18 protein-coding genes, 1 tRNA gene and 1 other RNA gene are annotated in these 20,529 nt (G+C 65.6%); 12 read left to right on the plus strand and 8 right to left on the minus strand.

Annotated elements, in window-relative coordinates:
• Positions 1–5: 5 nt before the first annotated feature.
• Entirely contained in the window at positions 6–1,316 is a 1,311-nt protein-coding gene (locus BAY15_RS05235) for a restriction endonuclease subunit S (protein WP_237334318.1), read from the plus strand.
• Positions 1,303–4,299 carry a type I restriction endonuclease subunit R gene (locus tag BAY15_RS05240; protein WP_068849597.1) on the plus strand — a complete coding sequence of 999 codons (2,997 nt, stop codon included), beginning with the start codon at positions 1,303–1,305 and terminating at the stop codon, positions 4,297–4,299. The genes BAY15_RS05235 and BAY15_RS05240 overlap by 14 nt, the downstream gene beginning before the upstream one ends.
• A gap of 865 nt (positions 4,300–5,164) precedes the next feature.
• Here the strand turns inward: BAY15_RS05240 and BAY15_RS05245 are convergent.
• Entirely contained in the window at positions 5,165–5,575 is a 411-nt protein-coding gene (locus BAY15_RS05245) for a helix-turn-helix domain-containing protein (RefSeq protein ID WP_068849598.1), read from the minus strand.
• A 403-nt stretch (positions 5,576–5,978) separates the two neighbouring features.
• Here BAY15_RS05245 and BAY15_RS05250 point away from each other — a divergent pair, with 403 nt between their 5' ends.
• Entirely contained in the window at positions 5,979–6,383 is a 405-nt protein-coding gene (locus BAY15_RS05250) for a DUF6165 family protein (RefSeq protein WP_068849600.1), read from the plus strand.
• Here the strand turns inward: BAY15_RS05250 and BAY15_RS05255 are convergent.
• A complete protein-coding gene (locus BAY15_RS05255) occupies positions 6,365–7,417 on the minus strand; it encodes a glycosyltransferase family 9 protein (RefSeq protein ID WP_068849602.1) in 1,053 nt (350 codons plus the stop codon). The genes BAY15_RS05250 and BAY15_RS05255 overlap by 19 nt on opposite strands.
• A 21-nt stretch (positions 7,418–7,438) precedes the next feature.
• Here BAY15_RS05255 and BAY15_RS05260 point away from each other — a divergent pair, with 21 nt between their 5' ends.
• Positions 7,439–8,188 (plus strand): 3-deoxy-D-manno-octulosonic acid kinase, encoded by a 750-nt coding sequence (locus tag BAY15_RS05260; RefSeq protein ID WP_068849604.1) that lies wholly within the window; start codon positions 7,439–7,441, stop codon positions 8,186–8,188.
• Positions 8,188–8,943, plus strand: a complete 756-nt coding sequence (locus tag BAY15_RS05265) for an MBL fold metallo-hydrolase (protein ID WP_068849606.1) — start codon at positions 8,188–8,190, stop codon at positions 8,941–8,943. The genes BAY15_RS05260 and BAY15_RS05265 overlap by 1 nt, the downstream gene beginning before the upstream one ends.
• A 38-nt stretch (positions 8,944–8,981) precedes the next feature.
• Here the strand turns inward: BAY15_RS05265 and ffs are convergent.
• An RNA gene (gene ffs / locus BAY15_RS05270) (signal recognition particle sRNA small type) lies at positions 8,982–9,078 on the minus strand.
• Between the two features lie 371 nt (positions 9,079–9,449).
• Here ffs and BAY15_RS05275 point away from each other — a divergent pair.
• Entirely contained in the window at positions 9,450–9,767 is a 318-nt protein-coding gene (locus BAY15_RS05275) for a DMT family transporter (protein WP_068849608.1), read from the plus strand.
• A gap of 244 nt (positions 9,768–10,011) precedes the next feature.
• Positions 10,012–10,467: a hypothetical protein gene (locus tag BAY15_RS05280; protein WP_068854557.1), complete on the plus strand. Its 456-nt coding sequence runs from the start codon at positions 10,012–10,014 to the stop codon at positions 10,465–10,467.
• A gap of 304 nt (positions 10,468–10,771) precedes the next feature.
• Here the strand turns inward: BAY15_RS05280 and BAY15_RS05285 are convergent.
• Positions 10,772–10,864, minus strand: a tRNA-Ser gene (locus BAY15_RS05285).
• Between the two features lie 133 nt (positions 10,865–10,997).
• Here BAY15_RS05285 and dnaX point away from each other — a divergent pair.
• Genes dnaX through BAY15_RS05305 form a run of 4 tightly spaced genes read left to right on the plus strand, consistent with a single transcriptional unit; the run spans position 10,998 to position 14,232 of the window.
• Positions 10,998–12,911, plus strand: coding sequence for a DNA polymerase III subunit gamma/tau (gene dnaX, locus BAY15_RS05290; RefSeq protein ID WP_068849609.1), 1,914 nt, complete (start codon positions 10,998–11,000; stop codon positions 12,909–12,911).
• Between the two features lie 6 nt (positions 12,912–12,917).
• Positions 12,918–13,238: a YbaB/EbfC family nucleoid-associated protein gene (locus tag BAY15_RS05295; RefSeq protein ID WP_068849611.1), complete on the plus strand. Its 321-nt coding sequence runs from the start codon at positions 12,918–12,920 to the stop codon at positions 13,236–13,238.
• 2 nt (positions 13,239–13,240) lie between these two features.
• Positions 13,241–13,837 carry a recombination mediator RecR gene (gene recR, locus BAY15_RS05300; protein ID WP_068849613.1) on the plus strand — a complete coding sequence of 199 codons (597 nt, stop codon included), beginning with the start codon at positions 13,241–13,243 and terminating at the stop codon, positions 13,835–13,837.
• 35 nt (positions 13,838–13,872) lie between these two features.
• Complete coding sequence (locus BAY15_RS05305) at positions 13,873–14,232, plus strand: histidine triad nucleotide-binding protein (RefSeq protein WP_068849615.1); 360 nt, start codon at positions 13,873–13,875, stop codon at positions 14,230–14,232.
• A 30-nt stretch (positions 14,233–14,262) separates the two neighbouring features.
• On the opposite strand, the gene BAY15_RS05310 is transcribed toward BAY15_RS05305, so the two are convergent.
• The 4 genes from BAY15_RS05310 to BAY15_RS05325 are packed head-to-tail and all read right to left on the minus strand — an operon-like array spanning position 14,263 to position 18,633.
• The gene (locus BAY15_RS05310) at positions 14,263–14,787 is read right to left on the minus strand and encodes a Slp family lipoprotein (protein ID WP_068849617.1); all 525 of its coding nucleotides are present in this window, start codon (positions 14,785–14,787) and stop codon (positions 14,263–14,265) included.
• Complete coding sequence (locus BAY15_RS05315; protein WP_068849619.1) at positions 14,784–16,730, minus strand: transglutaminase TgpA family protein; 1,947 nt, start codon at positions 16,728–16,730, stop codon at positions 14,784–14,786. Before BAY15_RS05315 ends, BAY15_RS05310 begins: the two co-directional genes overlap by 4 nt.
• Positions 16,723–17,637, minus strand: a complete 915-nt coding sequence (locus tag BAY15_RS05320; protein WP_068854558.1) for a DUF58 domain-containing protein — start codon at positions 17,635–17,637, stop codon at positions 16,723–16,725. The genes BAY15_RS05315 and BAY15_RS05320 overlap by 8 nt, the downstream gene beginning before the upstream one ends.
• A 42-nt stretch (positions 17,638–17,679) precedes the next feature.
• Positions 17,680–18,633, minus strand: coding sequence for an AAA family ATPase (locus tag BAY15_RS05325; protein ID WP_068849621.1), 954 nt, complete (start codon positions 18,631–18,633; stop codon positions 17,680–17,682).
• 40 nt (positions 18,634–18,673) lie between these two features.
• Here BAY15_RS05325 and BAY15_RS05330 point away from each other — a divergent pair, with 40 nt between their 5' ends.
• On the plus strand, positions 18,674–20,515 hold the full coding sequence (locus BAY15_RS05330; RefSeq protein WP_068849623.1) for an ArnT family glycosyltransferase: 1,842 nt from the start codon (positions 18,674–18,676) through the stop codon (positions 20,513–20,515).
• The last annotated feature ends 14 nt before the right edge of the window (positions 20,516–20,529 follow it).

Raw genomic sequence — 20,529 nt, forward strand, 5'->3', positions numbered from 1 at the left:
CGAACGTGTACCCCAGCTACCGCACAGCGCAAATGCCCTGGCTGCCACCCGTGCCCGAACATTGGAACGAGCAGCGCGCAAAGACCTTTTTCCGCGAGGTGGACGAGCGCTCTAAGAGCGGACAGGAGGAGCTGCTTTCGGTGTCGCACCTGACGGGCGTAACGCCGCGCAGCCAGAAGAACGTCACCATGTTCAAGGCTGCGAGCTATGTCGGCTCCAAGCTGTGCCGTCCCGGCGATATCGTGGTCAACACGCTGTGGGCGTGGATGGCGGCGCTTGGCGCGAGCAGGCACGAGGGTATCGTCAGTCCGGCCTACGGCGTTTACCGCCCACACCACGCCGAAAGCTTCAACCCTGCGTATCTCGACTATCTGCTGCGCACCCGCGCCTACGTTGCCGAGTACATCGGGCGCTCGACCGGCATCCGATCCTCCCGTCTTCGCCTATATCCGAACCAGTTTCTTGATATTGCGCTGCTGCAACCGCCGCGTGCCGAGCAAGACCAGATCGTCAACTACCTGCGGGCGGAGGATGCCCACATCACCCGCTTCATCAAGGCCAAACGCGATCTCATTGCGCTGATGGCAGAGCAGCGGGGGGTTCTCGCAGAACACGCGATTGCATCGGCAGAAACGCAGTACCTTCGATTCGACCGTGTCGTCACGCTTCTGGCGAAGCCAATCACCAGAGAGCCGGAGAGGACATACACGCCGATTGGCATGTTTAACCGTGGTCGCGGCATCTTCCATAAGCCGCTGACTGAAGGAAGGCACCTTGGTGATTCGACATTCTTCCAGATCGAAAAAGGTGACCTGGTTTTTAGCGGGCAGTTCGCTTGGGAAGGTGCGGTCGCCGTTGCCAATGCTGAGGATGATGGGTGTATCGCATCCCATCGCTATCCAATTGCCAAGTGCATGCTTGATGCCGTCACGCCGGAGTATCTCTACACATTCTTCTTGAGCAAGGCAGGCGACCTGCTACTGAACCACCACTCGCGAGGCGCAGCGGGACGCAATCGTCCGTTGAACCCGCGCTCATTGTTGAAAGAGAAGATTGCGGTTCCGCCGCTGCATCTGCAACGCGAAGTCACCGATTTTTTCTACCAAGAACAATCGGTACGCCGTGAGATCGAGAAGGAAATCGCCCTCATCCGCGAGTACCGCGAACGGCAGATTGCCGACGTCGTCACCGGTCAAGTTGACGTTCGCTGCTGGGTGCCAGGCCCGGACGACGTGGTGGCCGAGGAAGACCTGGCGGCATTGGGCGGCGACGAGGAAATCGATACCGATGGGGAGGAAGACGATGGCGACGACTGACACCACCGAGAAGGGTTTGGAAGCCCTGATCGTCCGCGACCTCTGCACCGCCGGTAGCTACGTGCAGGGCCAAGCTACCGACTATAACCGCGACGTGGCGGTGGACGTGGTGCAGTTGCTCGCGTTTCTGCAGGCCACGCAGCCCGCGGTCGCCACCGCGCTGGAACTGGCAAACGAAGGCATAAAGCGAACGCAGTTCCTGCACCGCATCCAGGGCGAGATTGCCAAACGCGGTGTGGTGGACGTTCTGCGTAAGGGGGTGAACCACGGCCCGGCAAATGTCGATCTGTACAAGCTGCTGCCAACTCCAGGCAATGTCAGCGCTGCCGAAAAATTCGGCAAGAATATCTTCAGCGTCACCCGGCAGCTGCGCTACAGCAACGACGAGTCGCAGCGTTCGCTGGACATGGTGATCTTCATCAACGGCCTGCCGGTGCTGACTTTCGAGTTGAAGAACTCGTTGACCAAGCAAACCGTGGCTGATGCCATCACGCAGTACCAGACCGACCGGAACCCGAACGAGTTGCTTTTCCAGCTCGGGCGCTGCGTGGCGCATATGGCGTTGGACGATGCCGAGGTGCGGTTTTGCCCGCACCTCACCGGTAAGACCTCGTGGTTCCTGCCATTCAACCAAGGCTGGAACAGCGGCGCTGGCAACCCGCCCAACCCGCAAGGCTTGAAGACCGACTACCTTTGGAAGCAGGTGCTGCAGAAGGACTCGCTGGCCAACATTATCGAAAGCTTCACGCAGGTGGTGGAGGAGGAAGAAGAGAAAGGCAAGAAACGGCGGAAACAGGTATTCCCGCGTTTTCACCAGCTGCGTACCGTCCGCGCCTTGCTGCGCCGCTCCCGCGAGGACGGCGTCGGAAAACGCTACCTGATCCAGCACTCGGCGGGCAGCGGCAAGAGCAACACCATCGCGTGGCTGGCCCACCAACTGGTCGAGCTCAAGACATCCGCCGATGCGATGCTGGCCCAGTTCGATTCGGTCATCGTCATCACCGACCGCCGTGCGCTGGACACCCAGATCGCCCGCACCATCAAGAGCTACGACCACGTGGCGTCGATCTTTGGCCATTCCGAGGATGCCGCCGAGCTGCGTACCTTCCTGCGAAGGGGCAAGAAGATCATCGTGACGACGGTGCAGAAATTCCCCTTTATCCTCGATGAGCTGGGCGACCTCGGGGACAAGAAGTTCGCCCTGCTGATCGACGAAGCGCATTCCAGCCAGGGCGGCAAGACCACGGCCAAGATGCACATGGCCCTGTCGGGCGCGGCGGGAGACGATGAGGATAGCGACGACTCGGTCCAGGACGCCGTCAACAGGCTGATCGAGTCGCGCAAGATGCTGGCTAACGCCAGCTACTTCGCGTTCACGGCCACGCCGAAAAACCGGACGCTGGAGTTGTTCGGGGAGCGCTACATGGAAGGTGGCGAAGTTCGCTATCGGTCGCCGGAGGAGCTGACCTACACCACCAAGCAGGCAATCCAAGAGGGCTTCATCCTCGACGTGATTGCGAACTACACGTCGGTGGACAGCTTCTACCACGTCGCCAAGACGGTGGAGGGCGACCCGGACTTCGACAAAGTGCGCGCGCTGAAGAAGATTCGCCACTACGTCGAATCCCACGACAAGGCCATCCGCAAGAAGGCCGAGATCATGGTCGACCACTTCGTGGCGCAGGTAGCGGGTAAGCAGAAGATCGGCGGCAAGGCGCGCGCAATGATCGTTTGTAACGGCATCGCACGGGCCATCGATTACTACCGCGAAGTTTCGGACTACCTCACCACGATAAAGAGCCCGTTTAGGGCCATCGTGGCGTACTCGGGCGACTTCGAAATCGGCGGCGTCAGGAGAACCGAATCCGACCTCAACGGATTCCCGAGCAAGGACATTCCGTCCAAGCTCAAACAAGACCCATATCGCTTCCTGATCGTCGCTAACAAGTTCGTTACCGGCTTTGACGAGCCGCTGCTGCACACGATGTATGTGGACAAGCCGCTGGCTGGCGTACTGGCGGTGCAAACGCTGTCGCGCCTCAACCGCGCCCACCCGCAGAAGCGCGATACCTTCGTGCTGGATTTCGCCGACAACGCCGAGGCAGTGAAAGTGGCCTTCCAGGACTACTACCGCGCCACGATCCAGACCGGCGAAACCGACGCCAACAAGCTGCACGACCTTAAAAGCGACCTCGATGCGAAGCAGGTGTACAGCTGGCAGCAGGTTGAGGACCTGGTGGCGCTCTACGTCACCGGCGCAGACCGCGACAAGCTCGACCCCATCCTCGATGCCTGCGTGGCCGAGTACATCGACAAGCTGGACGAGGACGGTCAAGTCGAGTTCAAGGGCAATGCCAAGGCGTTCGTGCGCAGTTACGGTTTTCTCGCTGCGATTCTGACCTACGGCCACCCTGCTTGGGAAACACTAGCGATCTTCCTGAACTTCCTGATCCCAAAGCTCCCCGCGCCGAAGGAGGAAGACCTCTCCACGGGCGTACTTGAAGCCATCGACATGGATAGCTATCGGGTGGAAGCGCAGGTGTCACTGAAGATGGCGATGGACGATGCGGACGCCGCTATCGAGCCGCCCCCAGCAGGACTAGGTGGCGGAAGGGGCGAGCCTGACATCGACAAGCTGTCGAATATCATCAGGGCCTTCAACGATATGTTCGGCAACATCGAGTGGAAGGACGGAGACAAGATTCGCAAGGTCATCACCGAGGAGATTCCTGCACGCGTGGCGCAGGACAGGGCCTACCAAAATGCGCAGGCAAACTCCGACAAGCAGAACGCCAAGCTTGAACACGACAAGGCGCTCAATCGCGTGGTGCTGGAGCTGATATCCGACCACACCGAGCTGTTCAAGCAGTTCAGCGACAACCCCAGCTTTAAACGCTGGCTGACCGATATGGTGTTCGACTCGACCTACCACCCTGTTGCGATGTCGCCAAACACGCCCTCACAAACAGGAGCATCGGCGTGACCAGATGAATATTCTGGGATTCAATACAGCGTTCGGTTGATGTTGGCAGGGGCCTGGTAGTCCAAAGTGTGCGTTAAACAAATTCAAATACATACTACTCATTTGAAGTCAGTGTGTTCTGGCTTTGCGTGTGGGTGCTCCGCTATGAGGCACTCTGATTTGGGTGTATGTTGATGAGCGAAAGATCCGATTGTCTTTATTGCATTTTTGTTGTCATTGCCTCCATTGCCACGGCGGTCGCCAACTGCATCCTGTCGGGTGAATCCGACAGTACATAGGTCTTCGTTCAAACCCGTTCGAACAGGACTTGGTCAAGCGGAACTGGGCATCACAGTGTCATCCTGGGATGGCTTCGCGGTGCTGATGAAGGCCTTGATGGAACGGCCGGTGGATCCGGATTCGGTAGAGGGCCTGCTTAGTAAGATATCGAACTGTGCCGGGACGGACGGCATGGCAGCGGTGGTCAATGAGCAGGCCTTTTGCCAAGGTGCGGTCGCTGTCCTAACATGGTGGCCGCGGTGCGCTGCGGGCTTCCAGCCGCGGTACGGCCCTGGCGCCTATTCAGTAGCGTGACCGTATTCGTCGACCATCATCGTCGGTCTCGTAGCGACGACCACTGTTGGAATGCGGCATGGTTCGGGCCGGGGGCCCAGATCAAGCAGCGGGCGTGGGACGAAGTGGCCTAATGCTCGACCGGTGGCGTTTTCAAGTGTCTTCCGCTGTCCGAGACTCGTGGGAAGAGCCCGAGGTAGTTTCGAGGACGGCGCACGGCTGCATGTCATCCAACGCTCAAATGCGACAAGCGGCTGGATAAGCCCGGCCAACTGGCCCGGGCGATGTGAGATGCGCAGGGGCCGGGTGCGACTCAGTTTTCTCCGGATAGAGCCCGCAACGCCTTGGGGCGCTCCGCCTTGGGCAATTCCATCAGCTTCACCAACTTGGGCAATAGGGCCGGATCCTGGGCTAGTGCGGGGAGCAGCTTGCCCACTGCTTCCCGCTGCGCGTCGTCGGCCTGGGAGAGGGCCAGGATGGCATCGGCCATCGACGCATCGTCGGCCAGCAAGTACGCCACGGGCACGTCCAATAGCTGCGCCAGAAGGCCCAGGTTGTCGAAGCCGATCGCGGTGACTTGGTGCTCGTAGCGGTTGATCCGCGAGGAGCCCTTTTCCTTACCCAAGCCCATGCGATCCCCCAGCGTGCGCTGACTCAGACCACGCAGCAGCCGCGCCTGGATCAGGCGGGCGGCGAACAAGGCGCGTGGCGAGGAAGCGGACACAGGGCAACCGGAATGCGTGGATGGCTCGAATCATGACGAAACCTCTATTGGTGTGGCAGACTCTATCTAGGAGATAGAGTCTAGATAAATCAAGCGCCGGTGCCTCGCTTGCGAACGCACCGGTATCAACGAAACCTGTGAACAAAGGTGATTCATGAAAGGAATCAGTCGATGGGCTGCCCTCGGGGCGGCGTTTGCTTCCTCTCCCCGCCCCTGTCGGGGCAGCCCCTCAACAGAGGGGCTTGCCTCTTCGATTGGATGAGGGAACGAAGACATCTGCCAAGGCGTCGGACGCTGTGTAGAGCCACGCCATGCGTGGCTGGGCGCGGTCCGGATCGACGGCAGACACGCAGGTGGTGGCTCTGCGGCTAAACTGGGGTCAACAGAATAGTGGTGAGACCCCATGAGCGCAGAAATCCAGGTTCCCGTCTCGTTTGGCGAGCTGCTGGACAAGATCTCGATCCTGCAGATCAAGTCCGAGCGGATCAGTGATCCGGGCAAGCTGGCCAACATCCGGGCCGAGCTGAGTGCACTGGAGAAGACCTGGATGGCGCATCCGGCCGGCGGCACGGATATCGCCAAGCTGCGCATGGAGCTGAAGGACATCAATGAGCAGCTCTGGGATATCGAGGACAACATCCGGCTGAAGGACCAGGCCGCTGAGTTCGATGAGGCGTTCGTCGCCCTGGCGCGCAGCGTCTACCAGAAGAACGACACCCGTGCCCGGATCAAGAAGGACATCAACCTGGCGCTGGGCTCGGTCTACGTCGAAGAGAAGTCCTACAAGGATTACAGCGGGCGCGGCTGATCGGCCACGTAGCGTTCGAAGGCGGCAATGCCGTCGTCGACCGTGATCAGCTGCATCACGTCATCGAACTCGATCTTGGTGCCCCAGTTGAGTTCGCTGGCCGGCTTGCCCAGGAACTTCCGCGCCGCGTCGTCATAGCGGTCCACGCAGTAGCGGCGGTCCGAATAGGGGCCGCTGCGGTGCGGGTTGCTGGCCGCGTGCAGGCCCAGCACCTTGGTGCCCATCGCGTTGGCGATGTGCATCGGGCCCGAATCCGGGGTCATCACCAGCGCCGCGCGGGCCAGCAGGGCCGGCAGCTGCTTGAGGGTGTCCTTGCCCACCAGGTCCAGCGCCGGGGTGGTGAGCTGGGCCTGGATGGCGTCGGCCATGCCGCGCTCCAGTTCGCTGCGGCCGCCGCACAGCACCACCCGCCAGCCGCGTGCAACCGCGTGGTTGGCCACCGCCGCGTAGCGGTCGGCATACCAGTTGCGGCGTACGTGGCTGGAGCAGGGCGAGATCATCAGCACCGGCCGGCCATCGTCCTGCCATTGCGCCTGCGCCCATTCCACCGCCGCCGGCGGGATCGCCAGGTCCCAGCTGACCTCGGTCTGGCGGATCCCCAACGGTTCGCAGAAGCTGCCGATCGCATCCAGCACGTGGATGCCGGGGCGGTCGGGGATGCGTTCGTTGATGAAAAGACCGTGCAGGTCCTTGGAACGCGCCTTGTCGTAGCCGATCCGGCGCACCGCCGGGACAAACGCCGACAGCACATTGGCGCGGAAGGCCACCTGCATCTGCAGCAGCGCCTCGAAGCGGCCGGGCGGCAGCGACGCGCGCAGGGCGCGCATGCCGGCCAGGCCGGTCTTCTTGTCGTAGGCATGGAACACCACGCCCGGCAGGCCGTCCAGCAGCTTGTGCCCGGCCTTGTCGATGATCCAGTGCAGCTCGGTCCCCGGCCGTGCCTGCTGCAGGGTGCGCACCAGCGGCACCACGTGGGTGACATCGCCCAGCGCGGACAAACGCAAAAGACACAAGGAAGAGGACGCTGATGCCATGGTGTTGTTAGACTCGAAGGAATGGTCGCATTCGACGCCACTGAAGCGCTGACGCCCTGCCGCGATGGACGCGGCATGGGTGCCATTCTGTTCGACCGCGAACGGCTGCGGCAAGCCGAGATGAGCCTGTTCTCCCCGGGCCACTGGGGCGACCGGGCGCGCCCGGTCGGCGATGGTGGACGGGGCGGGGCCTGGTTCGTCGATGCGCCGTTCGGCCATTGCGTGCTGCGCCAGTACCTGCGCGGCGGCATGGCGGCCAAGCTGAGCCACGACCAGTACCTGTGGCGGGGCGCCAACCGCACCCGCAGCTTCGCCGAGTTCCGGCTGATGCGCGCCCTGCGCGCGTTGAAGTTGCCGGTGCCGCGCCCGATCGCCGCGTTCTACATGCGCGAAGGCATGCGCTACCGCGCGGCGATCCTGATGGAACGCCTGGAAGGCGTGCGTTCGCTGGCCGACCGCGCGCTGGTGGCGGGGCGGGGCGCGCCCTGGGAAGAGACCGGCCGGCTGATCGCGCGTTTCCACCGCGCCGGGCTGGACCATGCCGATCTCAACGCCCACAACATCCTGTTTGATGCCAACGGCCACGGCTGGCTGATCGATTTCGACCGTGGCGTGCAGCGGATCCCGGCCACCGCTTGGCGCGAGCGCAACCTCAAGCGCCTGCACCGTTCGCTGGTGAAGCTGCGCGGCGAGCGCAGCCACGACGAAGTCGAGAAGGACTTCGCGCGCCTGCGCCGGGCCTACGACCTGGCCTGGAACCGGGGCTACTGATGGACTGGGCACTGCGTTTCATGGGGGTCGGCAACGCGTCGGCCGTGCAGCTGGGTTCGCCGATGGCGGTGATCGAGCGCGGTGGCGAGCCGTGGCTGACCATCGACTGCGGCGGCGAGGGGCTCACCGCCTTCCTCGCCCAATACGGACGCATGCCCGAGGCACTGTTCGTCACCCACGTGCACCTGGACCACGTGGCCGGATTCGAGCGGCTGTTCGTGGATGCCTACTTCTCGCCGCAGCGGCGCGGCCGCATCCGGCTGTACGTACCCGCCACCGTGGTGCCGCTGCTGCACCGGCGCGTGGCCGATTACCCCAACGTGCTGGCCGAAGGTGGCGCCAACTTCTGGGATGCCTTCCAGCTGATCGTGGTGGGCGAGGCGTTCTGGCATGACGGCGTGCGCCTGGAAGTGTTCCCGGTCCGCCACCACTGGCCCGAAACCGCCTACGGCCTGCGCCTGCAGGGCGCGCTGGTGTGGAGCGGCGATACCCGCCCGATTCCGGAAATGCTGGCGCGCTACGCCGGCGACAACGAACTGATCGCGCACGACTGCGGCCTTCACGGCAACCCATCGCACACCGGCGTGGACGATCTCGAACGCGAGTACAGCGCCGAACTGCAGGCGCGGATGATGCTTTACCACTATGCGAGCGAGGCCGACGGCGAAGCGCTGCGCCAGCGGGGGCATCGGGTCGCGATGCCGGGCGAGTGCGTGGCGTTGGCCGAGCCAACGGCTCCCAGGCCCACGGCCTGATCACCCAGACGTGGAATGGACCGCCCAAACGGGTGACGGCCCCGCCGGCTGACCTCGGCGCCCGCGTCGATCGATACCGTTGCTGCCTTCCGGCCCTGGCGGGATTTTCGACCTAGCGTCGCGAGGGGCCGACGGGGCCGCCATAGAGACGTTGCACCGAAGTCCAGTCACCCAGTATAGCGCGGCGTAGCCAAGCGCGGTAGATCCGCAAGCGCGGTAGATCCGCAAGTGCGGTAGATCCGCAAGTGCGGTAGATCCGACTGTTAGTCGGATTCGGCACTTGGCGCAGAACCTCCCGACTAGCGACACGCCGCGCGCGTCCTCGACCCACCCTGACCACCTCGTAACCCCCAACACGCCTTCGGCCCCCATCCTGTGCCCCATCCCCTAGAATCGCCCTCACCGTAGAGCGGGGCGCTTCCCCGCTGCACGCACCCCAGGAGGAACGGCCTCCCCCATACCGGGCAACAATGACCAGGACGACCTGGCCCCATAAGGAGGGCCACATGGCCTGGATCTATCTGCTTGTTGCTGGTGTTCTGGAAATCGTCTGGGCGTTCTCGATGAAGCAATCCGAGGGCTTCACCCGACTCACCCCGTCGCTCATCACCTTCGCCGCCATGGCTGCCAGCTTCTGGCTGCTCGCCCTGGCCATGCGCACGCTGCCGCTGGGCACCGCCTACACGATCTGGACCGGCATTGGCGCGGTCGGTGCGTTCATCGTCGGCATCGGGTTCCTGGGCGAGCAGGTGAGCGCGATGCGCATTGCTGCGGCGGTGCTGATCGTGAGCGGGCTGGTGCTGATGAAGGTGTCGAGCGCGTGACGGCGGAAGGAGACGGCGGGTTCAGCCCAGAACCCGCATCTCTTGCCATGCGCCGACTACGGCCAGACTGATCGCGTAGGTCAGTGCGTCACCAAGGTTGTCCAGGCTGCGGGAGCGAGGTGCTGCTTGTCACGACGAGCGATAGACGCAGGTCGCTCGACACCTCCCAACCGATTGGACAAATCAAATGGCCTGTCACGGCGCTTCCGGGCAGGATCATGGGTTTATGACCCAGGGAAGGGTGATGCCCCTCTATGACAACGCGCCGACCCTCATTCTGGATCAACTGCGCAGAATCGCAGACGGTGAGCGGGTCGGCATCGTTGAAATCGGCGAGCTCACGGTCAGTCAGTTCGCTGAACTGGTGCGACAAAAGCGGGAAATGGGGCACGAGCCACCTGCAAGCAGAATGCTGGTCTACCTTGGCAGGCACCATTACGACAGTCGGGTGCGCAAGGACGGCTACCTTCCGTGCGATCTCGTGCGCCAGTTGGAGGCTGCGCTCGCCAGCACGTCAGTGATTGAGACGCACCGGCACATGACGGCCGTGGTGAGCACGAGCGATCGGGATGATGGCCATGGAAACAAGGTCCGCGACAGGGCGATCCTGGAGCTGCAGGCGCGAAAGCCGAGAGCTGAGGTCTACTCTGTGGTTCCGAAGAGAGATTTCATCCGGCCCAAAAAGCAACAAAGCCCCTGATCGGGGCTTTGGCTTGTACACACCTCCCCGGATAACAAAAACGGCCGGCGGCAGGTGCATGGGCAATCAGTCCCCGGATAACAACAACCGCCGGCGGCACTGACTGCAACGAGATGCTATCTCGTGCTCGGCGCCATGGCAATGCATGAGAATGCAGAAGTGAGCTGCATTCATGAAGATCGTAGGGGCACGCCCCGGCTTGTCTTCGCGGTGCTGAACGGAGGGCAGCGACGTGGCTTCGATCAACCCGTCTCTCCGCCAGACCAATAAAAAAGCCGCCCAGTGGGCGGCTTCTTCATTGATCTGGCGGAGAGAGGGGGATTCGAACCCCCGAAGCGCGGTTTAGACGCTTACACACTTTCCAGGCGTGCTCCTTCAACCACTCGGACACCTCTCCGGACCTGCTGCATTGACGCTGCAGGGGCGCAGATTCTAGCCGGGGAATGCGATTGGCACAAGCACCACGATCACCCGGCTGGGGGGCTGGACAGGCGTGGCACAATGGACGTCCCGATGAAGACGGTGGCCTGATGTCCTATCTCGTCCTTGCCCGCAAGTGGCGTCCGAAGCGTTTTGCCGAGCTGGTAGGCCAGGAACACGTGGTCCGTGCGCTCAGCAATGCGCTGGACAGCGGCCGGGTGCACCATGCATTCCTGTTTACCGGCACCCGAGGGGTCGGCAAGACCACCATCGCGCGCATTTTCGCCAAATCGCTGAATTGCGAGCAGGGCACCAGCGCCGATCCCTGTGGCCAGTGCCCGGCCTGCCTGGATATCGATTCCGGGCGTTACATCGACCTGCTGGAGATCGATGCCGCGTCCAACACCGGCGTGGATGATGTCCGCGAGGTGATCGAGAACGCCCAGTACATGCCTTCGCGCGGCAAGTACAAGGTCTACCTGATCGACGAAGTGCACATGCTGTCCAAGGCGGCGTTCAATGCGCTGCTGAAGACTCTGGAAGAACCGCCGGAACACGTGAAGTTCCTGCTGGCCACCACCGACCCGCAGAAGCTGCCGGTCACGGTGCTGTCGCGCTGCCTGCAGTTCAACCTCAAGCGGCTTGACGAGGACCAGATTCAGGGCCAGATGACCCGGATCCTGGCCGCCGAAGAAATCGAATCGGACCCGACCGCGATCGTGCAGCTGGGCAAGGCCGCCGACGGCAGCCTGCGTGATGGCCTGTCGCTGCTCGACCAGGCCATCGCCTATGCCGGTGGCGCGCTCCGCGAAGACGTGGTGCGCACCATGCTGGGCACCGTGGACCGCACCCAGGTGGCGGCCATGCTTGAGGCCCTGGCCGACGGCGATGGCGTGCGCCTGCTGCAGGTGGTGGCCGCGCTGGCCGAATTCTCGCCCGACTGGAGCGGCGTGCTGGAAGCGCTGGCCGAAGCCCTGCACCGCATCCAGGTGCAGCAGCTGGTGCCCGGCGCCCAGGCCGACGGCGAAGGCATCGATGCCGCCGCCTTCGCCCAGCGCCTGCGCCCGGAAGTGGTGCAGCTCTGGTACCAGATGGCACTCAGTGGCCGCCGCGACCTGCACCTGGCTCCCAGCCCGCGCGCCGGCTTTGAAATGGCCGTGCTGCGCATGTTGGCGTTCCGCCCGGCCGCTGCGGTGCCGCCGGTGCCGCGTGACCCAGGCACAGGGACCGAGGTGGGAAGTGGTTCGCGCGGTGCCGGGCAGGGTGGCATGGCCGCCGCGCCGGCGGCCGTGGCCGCTCCCGTCGCCGCCGCCTTGGCCGCGCCTGTGGCCGCTTCGGCACCGGTGGCCCCTGCTGCGCCCGTGGTCGCCCCGGCCGCGCCGAAACCGACACCTGCACCGGCAGCAGAACCCGCCGCCGAAGACGATCTGCCGCCGTGGCACCAGGCCGGCAGCGACGAGCGTGATGAAGCGTTGGCGGTGGAACTGGCCAGCCCCGACGCCGCCATGGCCGCGCCGTGGGAAGCCCCGCCGGTACGCGCGCCCGCGCCCGTCCAGGCGGTGGCACCCGCGCCGCGCCCGCAGGGCATCGCCATCAGCCCGTCGCCTGCGGCCGGCAATGCCGGCCCGGTCGCGCTGGCCTCGGCTGAAACCTGGCTGGAACTGGTTGCCCAGAGCCAGCTGAATGGTCCGTCGCGGCAGCTGGCCGCGCATGCGGCCTTCATCGGGTTCCAGCACGGCGTCTTGAAACTGGCCGTATCGCCCGGATTTGAGTACCTGTGTTCGGACCGTTCGCTGGCGGCCCTGACCGAGGCCCTGTCGGGCCCGCTCGGGATGACCCCGAAGATCGTGATCGAACATGGCAACGCCGAGGCCGAAACGCTGCACCAGCGTTCCGACCGCCAGCGTGGCGAGCGACAGCAGGCGGCCGAAACCGCCTTCATGGCCGACCCGTCGGTGCAGCTGCTGATCCAGCAGCATGGCGCCCGGGTCGTGACCGATTCCATCCGTCCTTTTGATGAGTAACACGACATGCGCGGCAACATCGCCCAACTGATGCAGCAGGCCCAGAAGATGCAGGAAAACCTGCAGAAGGCCCAGGAAGAACTCGCCAAGCTGGAAGTCACCGGCACTGCCGGCGGCGGCATGGTCAGCGTGACCCTGACCGGCGCCAAGGAGTGCCGCAAGGTGCGCATCGATCCGTCGATCCTGTCCGATGCGGAAATGACCGAAGACCTGGTCGCGGCCGCCTTCAACGACGCCTCGAACAAGATCGATGCCGAATCCAAGAACCGCATGGGCTCGGCCACGGCCGGCATGCAGCTGCCGCCCGGCATGAAGCTGCCGTTCTAAGCGTGAGCCTGCCCCTGCTCGAACAGCTGATCGAGGCCTTCCGGGTACTGCCCGGGGTGGGTCAGAAGACCGCCCAGCGCATGGCCTACCACGTGCTGGAGCGCGAGCGCGAGGGCGGCAGAAAGCTGGCCGAGGTCCTGGCCAAGGCGATCGAACGCATCGGCCATTGCGCGCAGTGCCGCGATTTCAGCGAAACCGAAATCTGCGCGGTGTGCGCCAATGGCAGCCGCGAACGCCAGCAGCTGTGTGCAGTGGAATCGCCGGCCGACCGGCTGGCCATTGAAACCGCCACCGGGTTCCGCGGCGTGTACTTCGTGCTGCAGGGGCGGCTGTCGCCGCTGGACGGCGTCGGCCCGCGCGAACTCGGCCTGGACCAGCTGGAAGCACGGCTGGGGCAGGGCGAGGTGCAGGAGCTGATCATCGCCACCAGCGCCACCGTCGAAGGCGAGGCCACCGCGCATTACCTGGCGCAGCTGGCGCGCGCCCACAAGGTGCGGCCCAGCCGGCTGGCGCAGGGCCTGCCGCTGGGTGGCGAGCTGGAATACGTGGACCGCGGCACGCTGTCGCACGCGTTCGGCACCCGTACCGAAGCAACCTGACCACCGGCGTTGCCGGCAACCCTCAAGGTGACCCCATGTCTGAAGACACCCTGTTCGGAAAGATCATCCGCCGCGAAATTCCGGCCACCATCGTCTACGAAGATGACGAGGTGCTGGCGTTCAAGGACATCGCGCCGCAGGCGCCGGTGCACGTGCTGTTCATTCCCAAAAACGAAGCCATTCCCACGCTGGATGACGTGCAGCCCTCGCAGGCGCACCTGATCGGCAAGCTGGCGCTGGCGGCGGCAGAGTACGCGCGCCGCGAGGGCTTCGCGCAGGATGGCTACCGCATCGTCATGAACTGCCGCGAGCACGCAGGGCAGACGGTGTTCCATATCCATCTGCACCTGTTGGCCGGCGCGCCGTTGGGGCACTTCGGTACGCCGAGTGCATGAAAAAAAATCGCCCCGAAGGGCGATTTTTTTTTACCACCAACCCCAACCGCGGTAGCCCCAGCCGGGACCCCAACCCGGGCCCCACGGGCCATACGGGTAGACCGGCACCACATCCACCTGGCGCTGTTCCGGCCACAGGTAGATCACGTCGGCCTCCAGCTTGGGCAGGCGGTACTCGTAATCGCCGATGCGGGTGTTCTCGTAGCCGGCGATCTTGCCGATGAAGGTCACGTCGCGGCCTTCCTCGAACACGGCCGGATCGTAGAAGCCGGCACGGCAGGCCACGAAGCGGCCATCGCTGGCGTCATTGGAGCTGGTGTTCGGGCGGCCGCTGCCATTGAGCGGGCGCGACAGCAGCTGGAAGCAGGTCTGGCCCTGGCCCGGGGTGGTTTCGATGATGCGGCCGCCCCAGCGGACCGGCGTGCCCACCTGCTGGGTGGCGACCGAATCGCGTGGGCTGACCACGCTGAACTGCCCCTGCAGCGGTTTGGGGGCCGTGGCACAGGCGGCCAGCGCCAGCGACGCGGCAAGGGGAAGCAGGATCTTGACGTTCATGAGGTTGCTCCGGTGGACGGGCGATGCCTGTGCAGGTCACGCACGAGTGAAGGGTCGAGCTCAGCGCCAGCGTAGCGCGCGTGAACGAAACGCTGGCTGAGCGGAATCAACGCCGGGTCGGGACGTTGCCGGTGGACGCGCTGCGCCCACTCCGTGGCGGTTTCCGCAGGTTCCCGGGCCAGGCCATGCCGCGCGTAACGCCGCCCCAGCCGGTGCCAGGCCCGCAGCAGGGGATCGCGTTCGCGCTCCCCGCGGGCCAGCAGCCATGCCATCCAGCCTAGCGCGCCGCCTGCGAAGGCGATGAAAATGCCAACCAGCTGCGCCGGCTCCAGCTTGTCGATGCCAAGGGGACGCAGCAGCTGCTGCTGGCGGTTGGCGTCGAAGGACAGCACCAGGTCGTTCCAGCCGCGGCGCAGGAAGTCGCCCACCTGGCCCAGCTGCAGCCAGCGGCCTTCCAGGGTGGTGCCGGCGCCGTCGCCCAGGCGGTCTTCCAGCGTGTCATAGATGCGCTCGGGCGCGACCGCCGCGGTCGGATCCACCCGTACCCAGCCGCGCTGCGGCAGCCACACCTCGGCCCAGGCATGCGCGTCCATCCGACGCACCACGTAGTAGTTGCCGTAGGGATTGCGCTGGCCGCCGGCAAAGCCGGTGACCACCCGTGCGGGGATGCCGGCACTGCGCATCAGCACCACGAACGAAGAGCTGAAGTGCTGGCAGAAGCCGGCCTGCTGGTCGAACAGGAACTCGTCCACGCTGTGCCGGCCCGGTGCCGGCGTTGAAAGCGTGTAGGCGAAGCGCGAGCGGATCCAGTCCAGCGCCCGCGCCACGATGGCGGCATCGTTGCTGCCCGCCTCCTGCCGCCACTGCCGGCCCAATGCCGCCGTGCGCGGATTGAGGTCGGGCGGCAGCTGCAGCGCCAGCTGGCGCTGGAACGCGCTGAGCGGCTCGGTGTACGCCGCCGCCGGTGCCGACTGCAGGCGCCAACGGGTGAGTGCCGACAGGTTGCGATCGCTGCGCAGGCTGTAGGTGCCATCCAGCGTGGTGCCGGCCGGTGCCTGCAGGGGCAGGTCCAGCGCCACCAGCTGTCGGCGATCGGTGGGCTCGTAATCGATCTGGTAGTCCCAGCGCGCCGCGCCGCGGGTCACCGGCGGTGGCGGGCGTCGCTCGCTGTAGGGATCGCGGTCCCAGCGCCGACCGTCGAAGCGGGTCATCACCGGGCCGCGCCAGTAGCGCTGCTCAGGCGGGGGCGCGGCGCCGGTGAAGCTCACCCGCAGCGCGGTGGCATCATCGGCCATCAGGTCCAGCCACTCGGAAGGTTCCATGTGGTCGGACAGGCCAGGCTTGCCCACCGCGCGGTCCGGCAGCCCCCACAGCGGCTCGCTCAGCCGCGGGAACAGCCAGAACGCGGCCAGCGCCAGCGGCAGGCCCAGCGCCACCAGCTTGCCCACCCCGCGCATCTGTTCGGCCAACGCGGCGCCGGGCGCATGCCCTTCCGCGCGCGCCAGGCGCTGCAGGGTGAGCAGCGTGGCCAGCGCCGCCAGTACCGCCAGGCCCATTGTCAGCGGGCCCTGGTCGAGCAGGAACGCAGCGAACGGGGCGAACAGCGCAAAGCCCAGCAGGCTGCGCGCATCGCGCAGGCTGCGCAGCTCGCTGGATTTCAGTGCCAGCATCGCCGCCAGCAGCGCACAGCCGGTATCGCGGCCCGGGCGGGCGCCCATCTGCCAGTAGATCGCGGCCAGCATGCCCAGCACCAGCAGCACGCGGACCGGACCGGGCAGCACGCGTTGCCCGGACGCCAGTGCGGTGAGCACCGCCGCTACGGCGAACACGCTGGCCAGCAGCGGCGTCAGCTGCAGCAGCAGTGGCACCAGGGCCAGCGCCGCGCTGGCCAGGGTCCAGCGGCGGGCGGCGGGGGACAGCAGCGGGGCGGAAGGGTCAGCCATGCGGCATCAGCGCCAGTGCGCGTTGGCAGAGGTGGTGGTGGCTGCTGCCCTGGCTAGGACCCAGCGCCGGTTGGCCGGGGAGCTGCAGCGTGTAACGGCGGCCCTCGCGTTCGGCCAGGTCGACCCAGCGCGCCAGCCGCGAGATCTTCATTTCCAGCGGCAGCGGACCCATCTGCCGCCAGTCCAGTAGCACATCCACGCCCAGCGGCCTCTCGTACTCGCGTACCAGCAGCGTGTCGCGGCGTGCGGAGTGTTTCCAGGAAATGCTTCGCTGCGGGTCGCCCGGCCGGTAGGGGCGCAGCTGGTGCAGTTCATCGCCACTGGCATGCACGCGGGTGTGCAGCGGGTCGCCATCGCCCTCGGGCAGCGGCGGTGGCTGCTGCTCGGGCGCGGCGTAGACCAGCAACGGCGTGTCCGGCCACACCCATGACCATGCCCGCACCAGCCCCAGCGGCTGGGTGGTGGAAATGCGGATGCGGTCCACGTCCAGCCAGCCGCGACGCGTGGTGGGCAGCAACAGGTCCACTTCGATCTGGTCGGTATCCACCAGGTGCCCGTAACCCTGGCTGTCGCCAAGCGCCAGCACCAGGCCGCGGCGCACGCGCGTATCGGCACGCGACAGGTTGATGCGCAGGCGCAGCGTGGCGCCGGCCACCACCGGTTCGGCCGACACCGCATCGATCTGCAGGCCCGACAACTGCAGGTGCGCGCTGAGCGCGCTGGCAACCGCCACCGTGGCCAGCAGCAGCGCCAGCAGCAACGCCGGGTTGTTGTTGTAGTTCAGCGCGCCCAGCAGCATCGTCCCCAGCAACAGGGCCACGAACAGGCCGAAGCGGGTCGGCAGCACGTAGATGCGGCGGCGGTCCATGCGGCGCGGCAGGCTCTCCGGCTGCCGTGGCCGGGCCATCAGTACCAGCCTGCGCCAGCGGTCTCCCCAGCCGCTGCGCACTCAGTCCACCGGAACGGTCTGGAGGATGGCGCGGGCCAGCGCCGGTCCGGTGCTGGCCTCGGCTTCGGGCACCAGCCGATGTCCGGCCACCGCGATGAACAGCGTCTGCACGTCTTCGGGCACCACGTGGGTGCGGCCCAGCAGCAGGGCATGCGCTTTGGCCGCACGCAGCAGCGCCAGCCCCGCGCGCGGCGACAGGCCGACCCGCACGCCGGCGTGCTGGCGGCTGCGCGCCAGCAGTGCCTGTACGTATTGGATCAGCGCTTCGCTGGCATGCACCTGGCTGACCGCATCGCGCAGGGCACGCACCTGGTTGTCATCCAGGCAGGCGGTGGCCTGTGCGATCAGGTGGCGGCGGTCGGTGCCGCGCAGCAGCTCGCGTTCGGATTCGGGGTTGGGATAGCCCAATGCAAGCCGCAGCAGGAAGCGGTCCAGCTGCGAATCGGGCAGCGGGAACGTGCCCGAAAGATCTACCGGGTTCTGGGTGGCGATCACGAAGAAGGGATCGGGCAGTGGATGGGTCACGCCATCAAGGGTCACCTGCTGCTCGGCCATCGCTTCGAGCAGCGCGCTCTGCGTACGTGGCGGCGCGCGGTTGATTTCATCGGCCAGCAGCACATGCGTGAAGACCGGGCCGGGATGGAACTGGAACTGGCGACTGGCGGCCTCGTAAACCGAGACGCCGAGCACATCGGCGGGCAGCAGGTCCGAGGTGAACTGCACGCGCTGGAAGCCCAATCCCAGGCTGGAGGCCAGCGCGTGGGCCAGCGTGGTCTTGCCCAGGCCGGGCAGGTCCTCGATCAGCAGGTGCCCACCGGAGAGCAGCGCGACGAATGCCAGGCGGACTTCATGGGCCTTGCCCAGCACCAGCCCATTGACCTGGTCCTGCGCGTTGCGCAGGGACTGTCGCAGTTCTTCGGGTAGCATGGCGGGCACGCGGGGCGAAGTATCCATGTCCGTCTCGTGTCGATGATTCCTTCGATTCTATAGAGCAATGCAGGGCGAACAACGCGCACGCACAATTTTTTTGGTGTTGTGGACGCTCATCACGGCCGTCAAGCTCGTGGTGGCCGCGCGTCTGCCCTTGTTCGTGGACGAAGCGTTCTATTGGCAGGAAGGCCAGCACCTGGCCGCCGCCTATTCCGATCTGCCCGGGCTGACCGCCTGGCTGGCACGCCTGGGCGTGGAGCTGGGCGGCAACCACGTGCTGGCGCTGCGCCTGCCGTTCCTGGCGATCGGCGCGATGCTGCCGTGGCTGGTCTCACGCATCGCTACCCGCTGGTTTGGCGCGGTGGCGGGCTGGCAGGCAGGCAGCCTGACCGTGTTGATGCCCCTGTCGGCCACGCTGGGCATGCTGGCCGTGCCCGATGTGCCGATGGCGCTGGCGGCGGTGCTGTGCCTGGATGCCGGCGCGCGCCTGCTGCGCAACGTCGATGCGGCGGCGGCGGTGAAGCTGTCGTTGGGGCTGGTGATCGGCGCGCTGAGCCATTACCGCTTCATCGGCGTGATCGTGGTCGGTTTCATTGCCCTGCTGCTGTTGCCGCAAGGGCGGCGCACGCTGCGTGATCCGCGCGTGTGGGTCGCGCTGGCGGTGGGCGTGATGGCCTGGCTGCCGCTGCTGGCGTGGAATGCCGACAACCAGGATGCCGGCCTGAAGTTCCAGGTGGTCGAACGCCACCCGTGGGCATTCCAGTGGAGTGGCCTGTGGTTCCTGGTGATCCAGCCGATGCTGGTCACGCCGATCCTGTGCATCGCGATGTGGAAGGTGGCGCTGGCCGGCACCCGTTCCGGCGGTGGCGCGCGCGCGCAGTGGCGCTACTTCGGCCTGGTGGGGGCGGTTTCCACGCTGGCAATTTTTGCGCTGGGTTTCTTCACCGACGTGGAGCGCATCAGCTTCCATTGGCCGTTGCCTGGCTACCTGGCGCTGCTGGTGGCGGTGCCGGTGGTGCTCAATGGCTGGCCGCGCTGGCTCCGCCGCACCGGCTGGTGGCTGGCCGGCGCAGGGCTGGCACTGGCGTTCTCCTATTACCTGGTGGCCTCCAGTCCGGGCCTTCGCGAGCAGCTGGCCGGCGACAAGTATTACCCGCGCAATTTCGCCGGCTGGGCGCCGTTGGCCGATGAGGTGCGCAAGGAGCTGGCGGGCATGCCGCCGGGCACGCGCGTACTGGCCGGCAACTTCAAGGTAGGGGCCGAGCTGGGCTTCCAGCTGCGCGATCCACGCATCGAAGTGCTGCGCCACCCGCTCAACGACAAGCACGGCCGCACCGCGCAGCTCGGCCTGTGGGGCCTGCTGCACGATGGCCAGCGCGATGCGCCGATGCTGCTGGTGCTGTCGCCCAGTGACCAGCGTTACCGCGACCTGCTGGAGCGCTACCACGACATCTGCGCGCAGGTGGGGCCGTTGCCGCCGCCGCGCGTGGTCAGCCAGGACCATGGCTACCAGCGCTTCCTGCTGTTCAAGCTGCCTGCGCAGCGCATCGATGGCCCCTGCGTGACCCCGGCCATGGCCTGGGTGGATGCGCCCCTGCAGGATGAGAAGGTGGCCGAGCGCATGGACGTGCGCGGGTGGGCGTTCAAGGACGGGGTCGGGCTGTCGCGCGTGGCGCTGTCGATCGATGGCCAGCCGGTAGGCGATGCGGTGTACGGCCGCGCGCGTGACATCACGGCCGCGTGGAAGATCTCCACCGATCCCCAACACCCGCACGTGGCCTTCGATGCCACGCTTGATACCCGCCAGCTCGCGCCGGGCAAGCATTGGCTGGGCATGACGCTGTATGGCAACGATGGCAGCGTGGAGCAGTGGCAGGAACAATCTTTCATCGTTCCGGCCCGCTGATCGCCTGGGTCGGC

The organism is Stenotrophomonas rhizophila (genome assembly GCF_001704155.1).
Classification (GTDB): Bacteria; Pseudomonadota; Gammaproteobacteria; order Xanthomonadales; family Xanthomonadaceae; genus Stenotrophomonas; species Stenotrophomonas rhizophila_A.

Bases quoted from the DNA above. Each gene is read 5' to 3' on its own strand.
- BAY15_RS05315 (WP_068849619.1), bottom strand. From the start codon at position 16,730: ATGGCTGACCCTTCCGCCCCGCTGCTGTCCCCCGCCGCCCGCCGCTGG.
- BAY15_RS05260 (WP_068849604.1), top strand. From the start codon at position 7,439: ATGGTCGCATTCGACGCCACTGAAGCGCTGACGCCCTGCCGCGATGGA.
- BAY15_RS05295 (WP_068849611.1), top strand. From the start codon at position 12,918: ATGCGCGGCAACATCGCCCAACTGATGCAGCAGGCCCAGAAGATGCAG.
- BAY15_RS05320 (WP_068854558.1), bottom strand. From the start codon at position 17,637: ATGGCCCGGCCACGGCAGCCGGAGAGCCTGCCGCGCCGCATGGACCGC.
- BAY15_RS05310 (WP_068849617.1), bottom strand. From the start codon at position 14,787: ATGAACGTCAAGATCCTGCTTCCCCTTGCCGCGTCGCTGGCGCTGGCC.
- BAY15_RS05240 (WP_068849597.1), top strand. From the start codon at position 1,303: ATGGCGACGACTGACACCACCGAGAAGGGTTTGGAAGCCCTGATCGTC.
- BAY15_RS05330 (WP_068849623.1), top strand. From the start codon at position 18,674: ATGCAGGGCGAACAACGCGCACGCACAATTTTTTTGGTGTTGTGGACG.
- BAY15_RS05275 (WP_068849608.1), top strand. From the start codon at position 9,450: ATGGCCTGGATCTATCTGCTTGTTGCTGGTGTTCTGGAAATCGTCTGG.
- dnaX (WP_068849609.1), top strand. From the start codon at position 10,998: ATGTCCTATCTCGTCCTTGCCCGCAAGTGGCGTCCGAAGCGTTTTGCC.
- BAY15_RS05255 (WP_068849602.1), bottom strand. From the start codon at position 7,417: ATGGCATCAGCGTCCTCTTCCTTGTGTCTTTTGCGTTTGTCCGCGCTG.
- BAY15_RS05325 (WP_068849621.1), bottom strand. From the start codon at position 18,633: ATGGATACTTCGCCCCGCGTGCCCGCCATGCTACCCGAAGAACTGCGA.
- BAY15_RS05250 (WP_068849600.1), top strand. From the start codon at position 5,979: ATGAGCGCAGAAATCCAGGTTCCCGTCTCGTTTGGCGAGCTGCTGGAC.
- BAY15_RS05305 (WP_068849615.1), top strand. From the start codon at position 13,873: ATGTCTGAAGACACCCTGTTCGGAAAGATCATCCGCCGCGAAATTCCG.
- BAY15_RS05280 (WP_068854557.1), top strand. From the start codon at position 10,012: ATGCCCCTCTATGACAACGCGCCGACCCTCATTCTGGATCAACTGCGC.
- BAY15_RS05265 (WP_068849606.1), top strand. From the start codon at position 8,188: ATGGACTGGGCACTGCGTTTCATGGGGGTCGGCAACGCGTCGGCCGTG.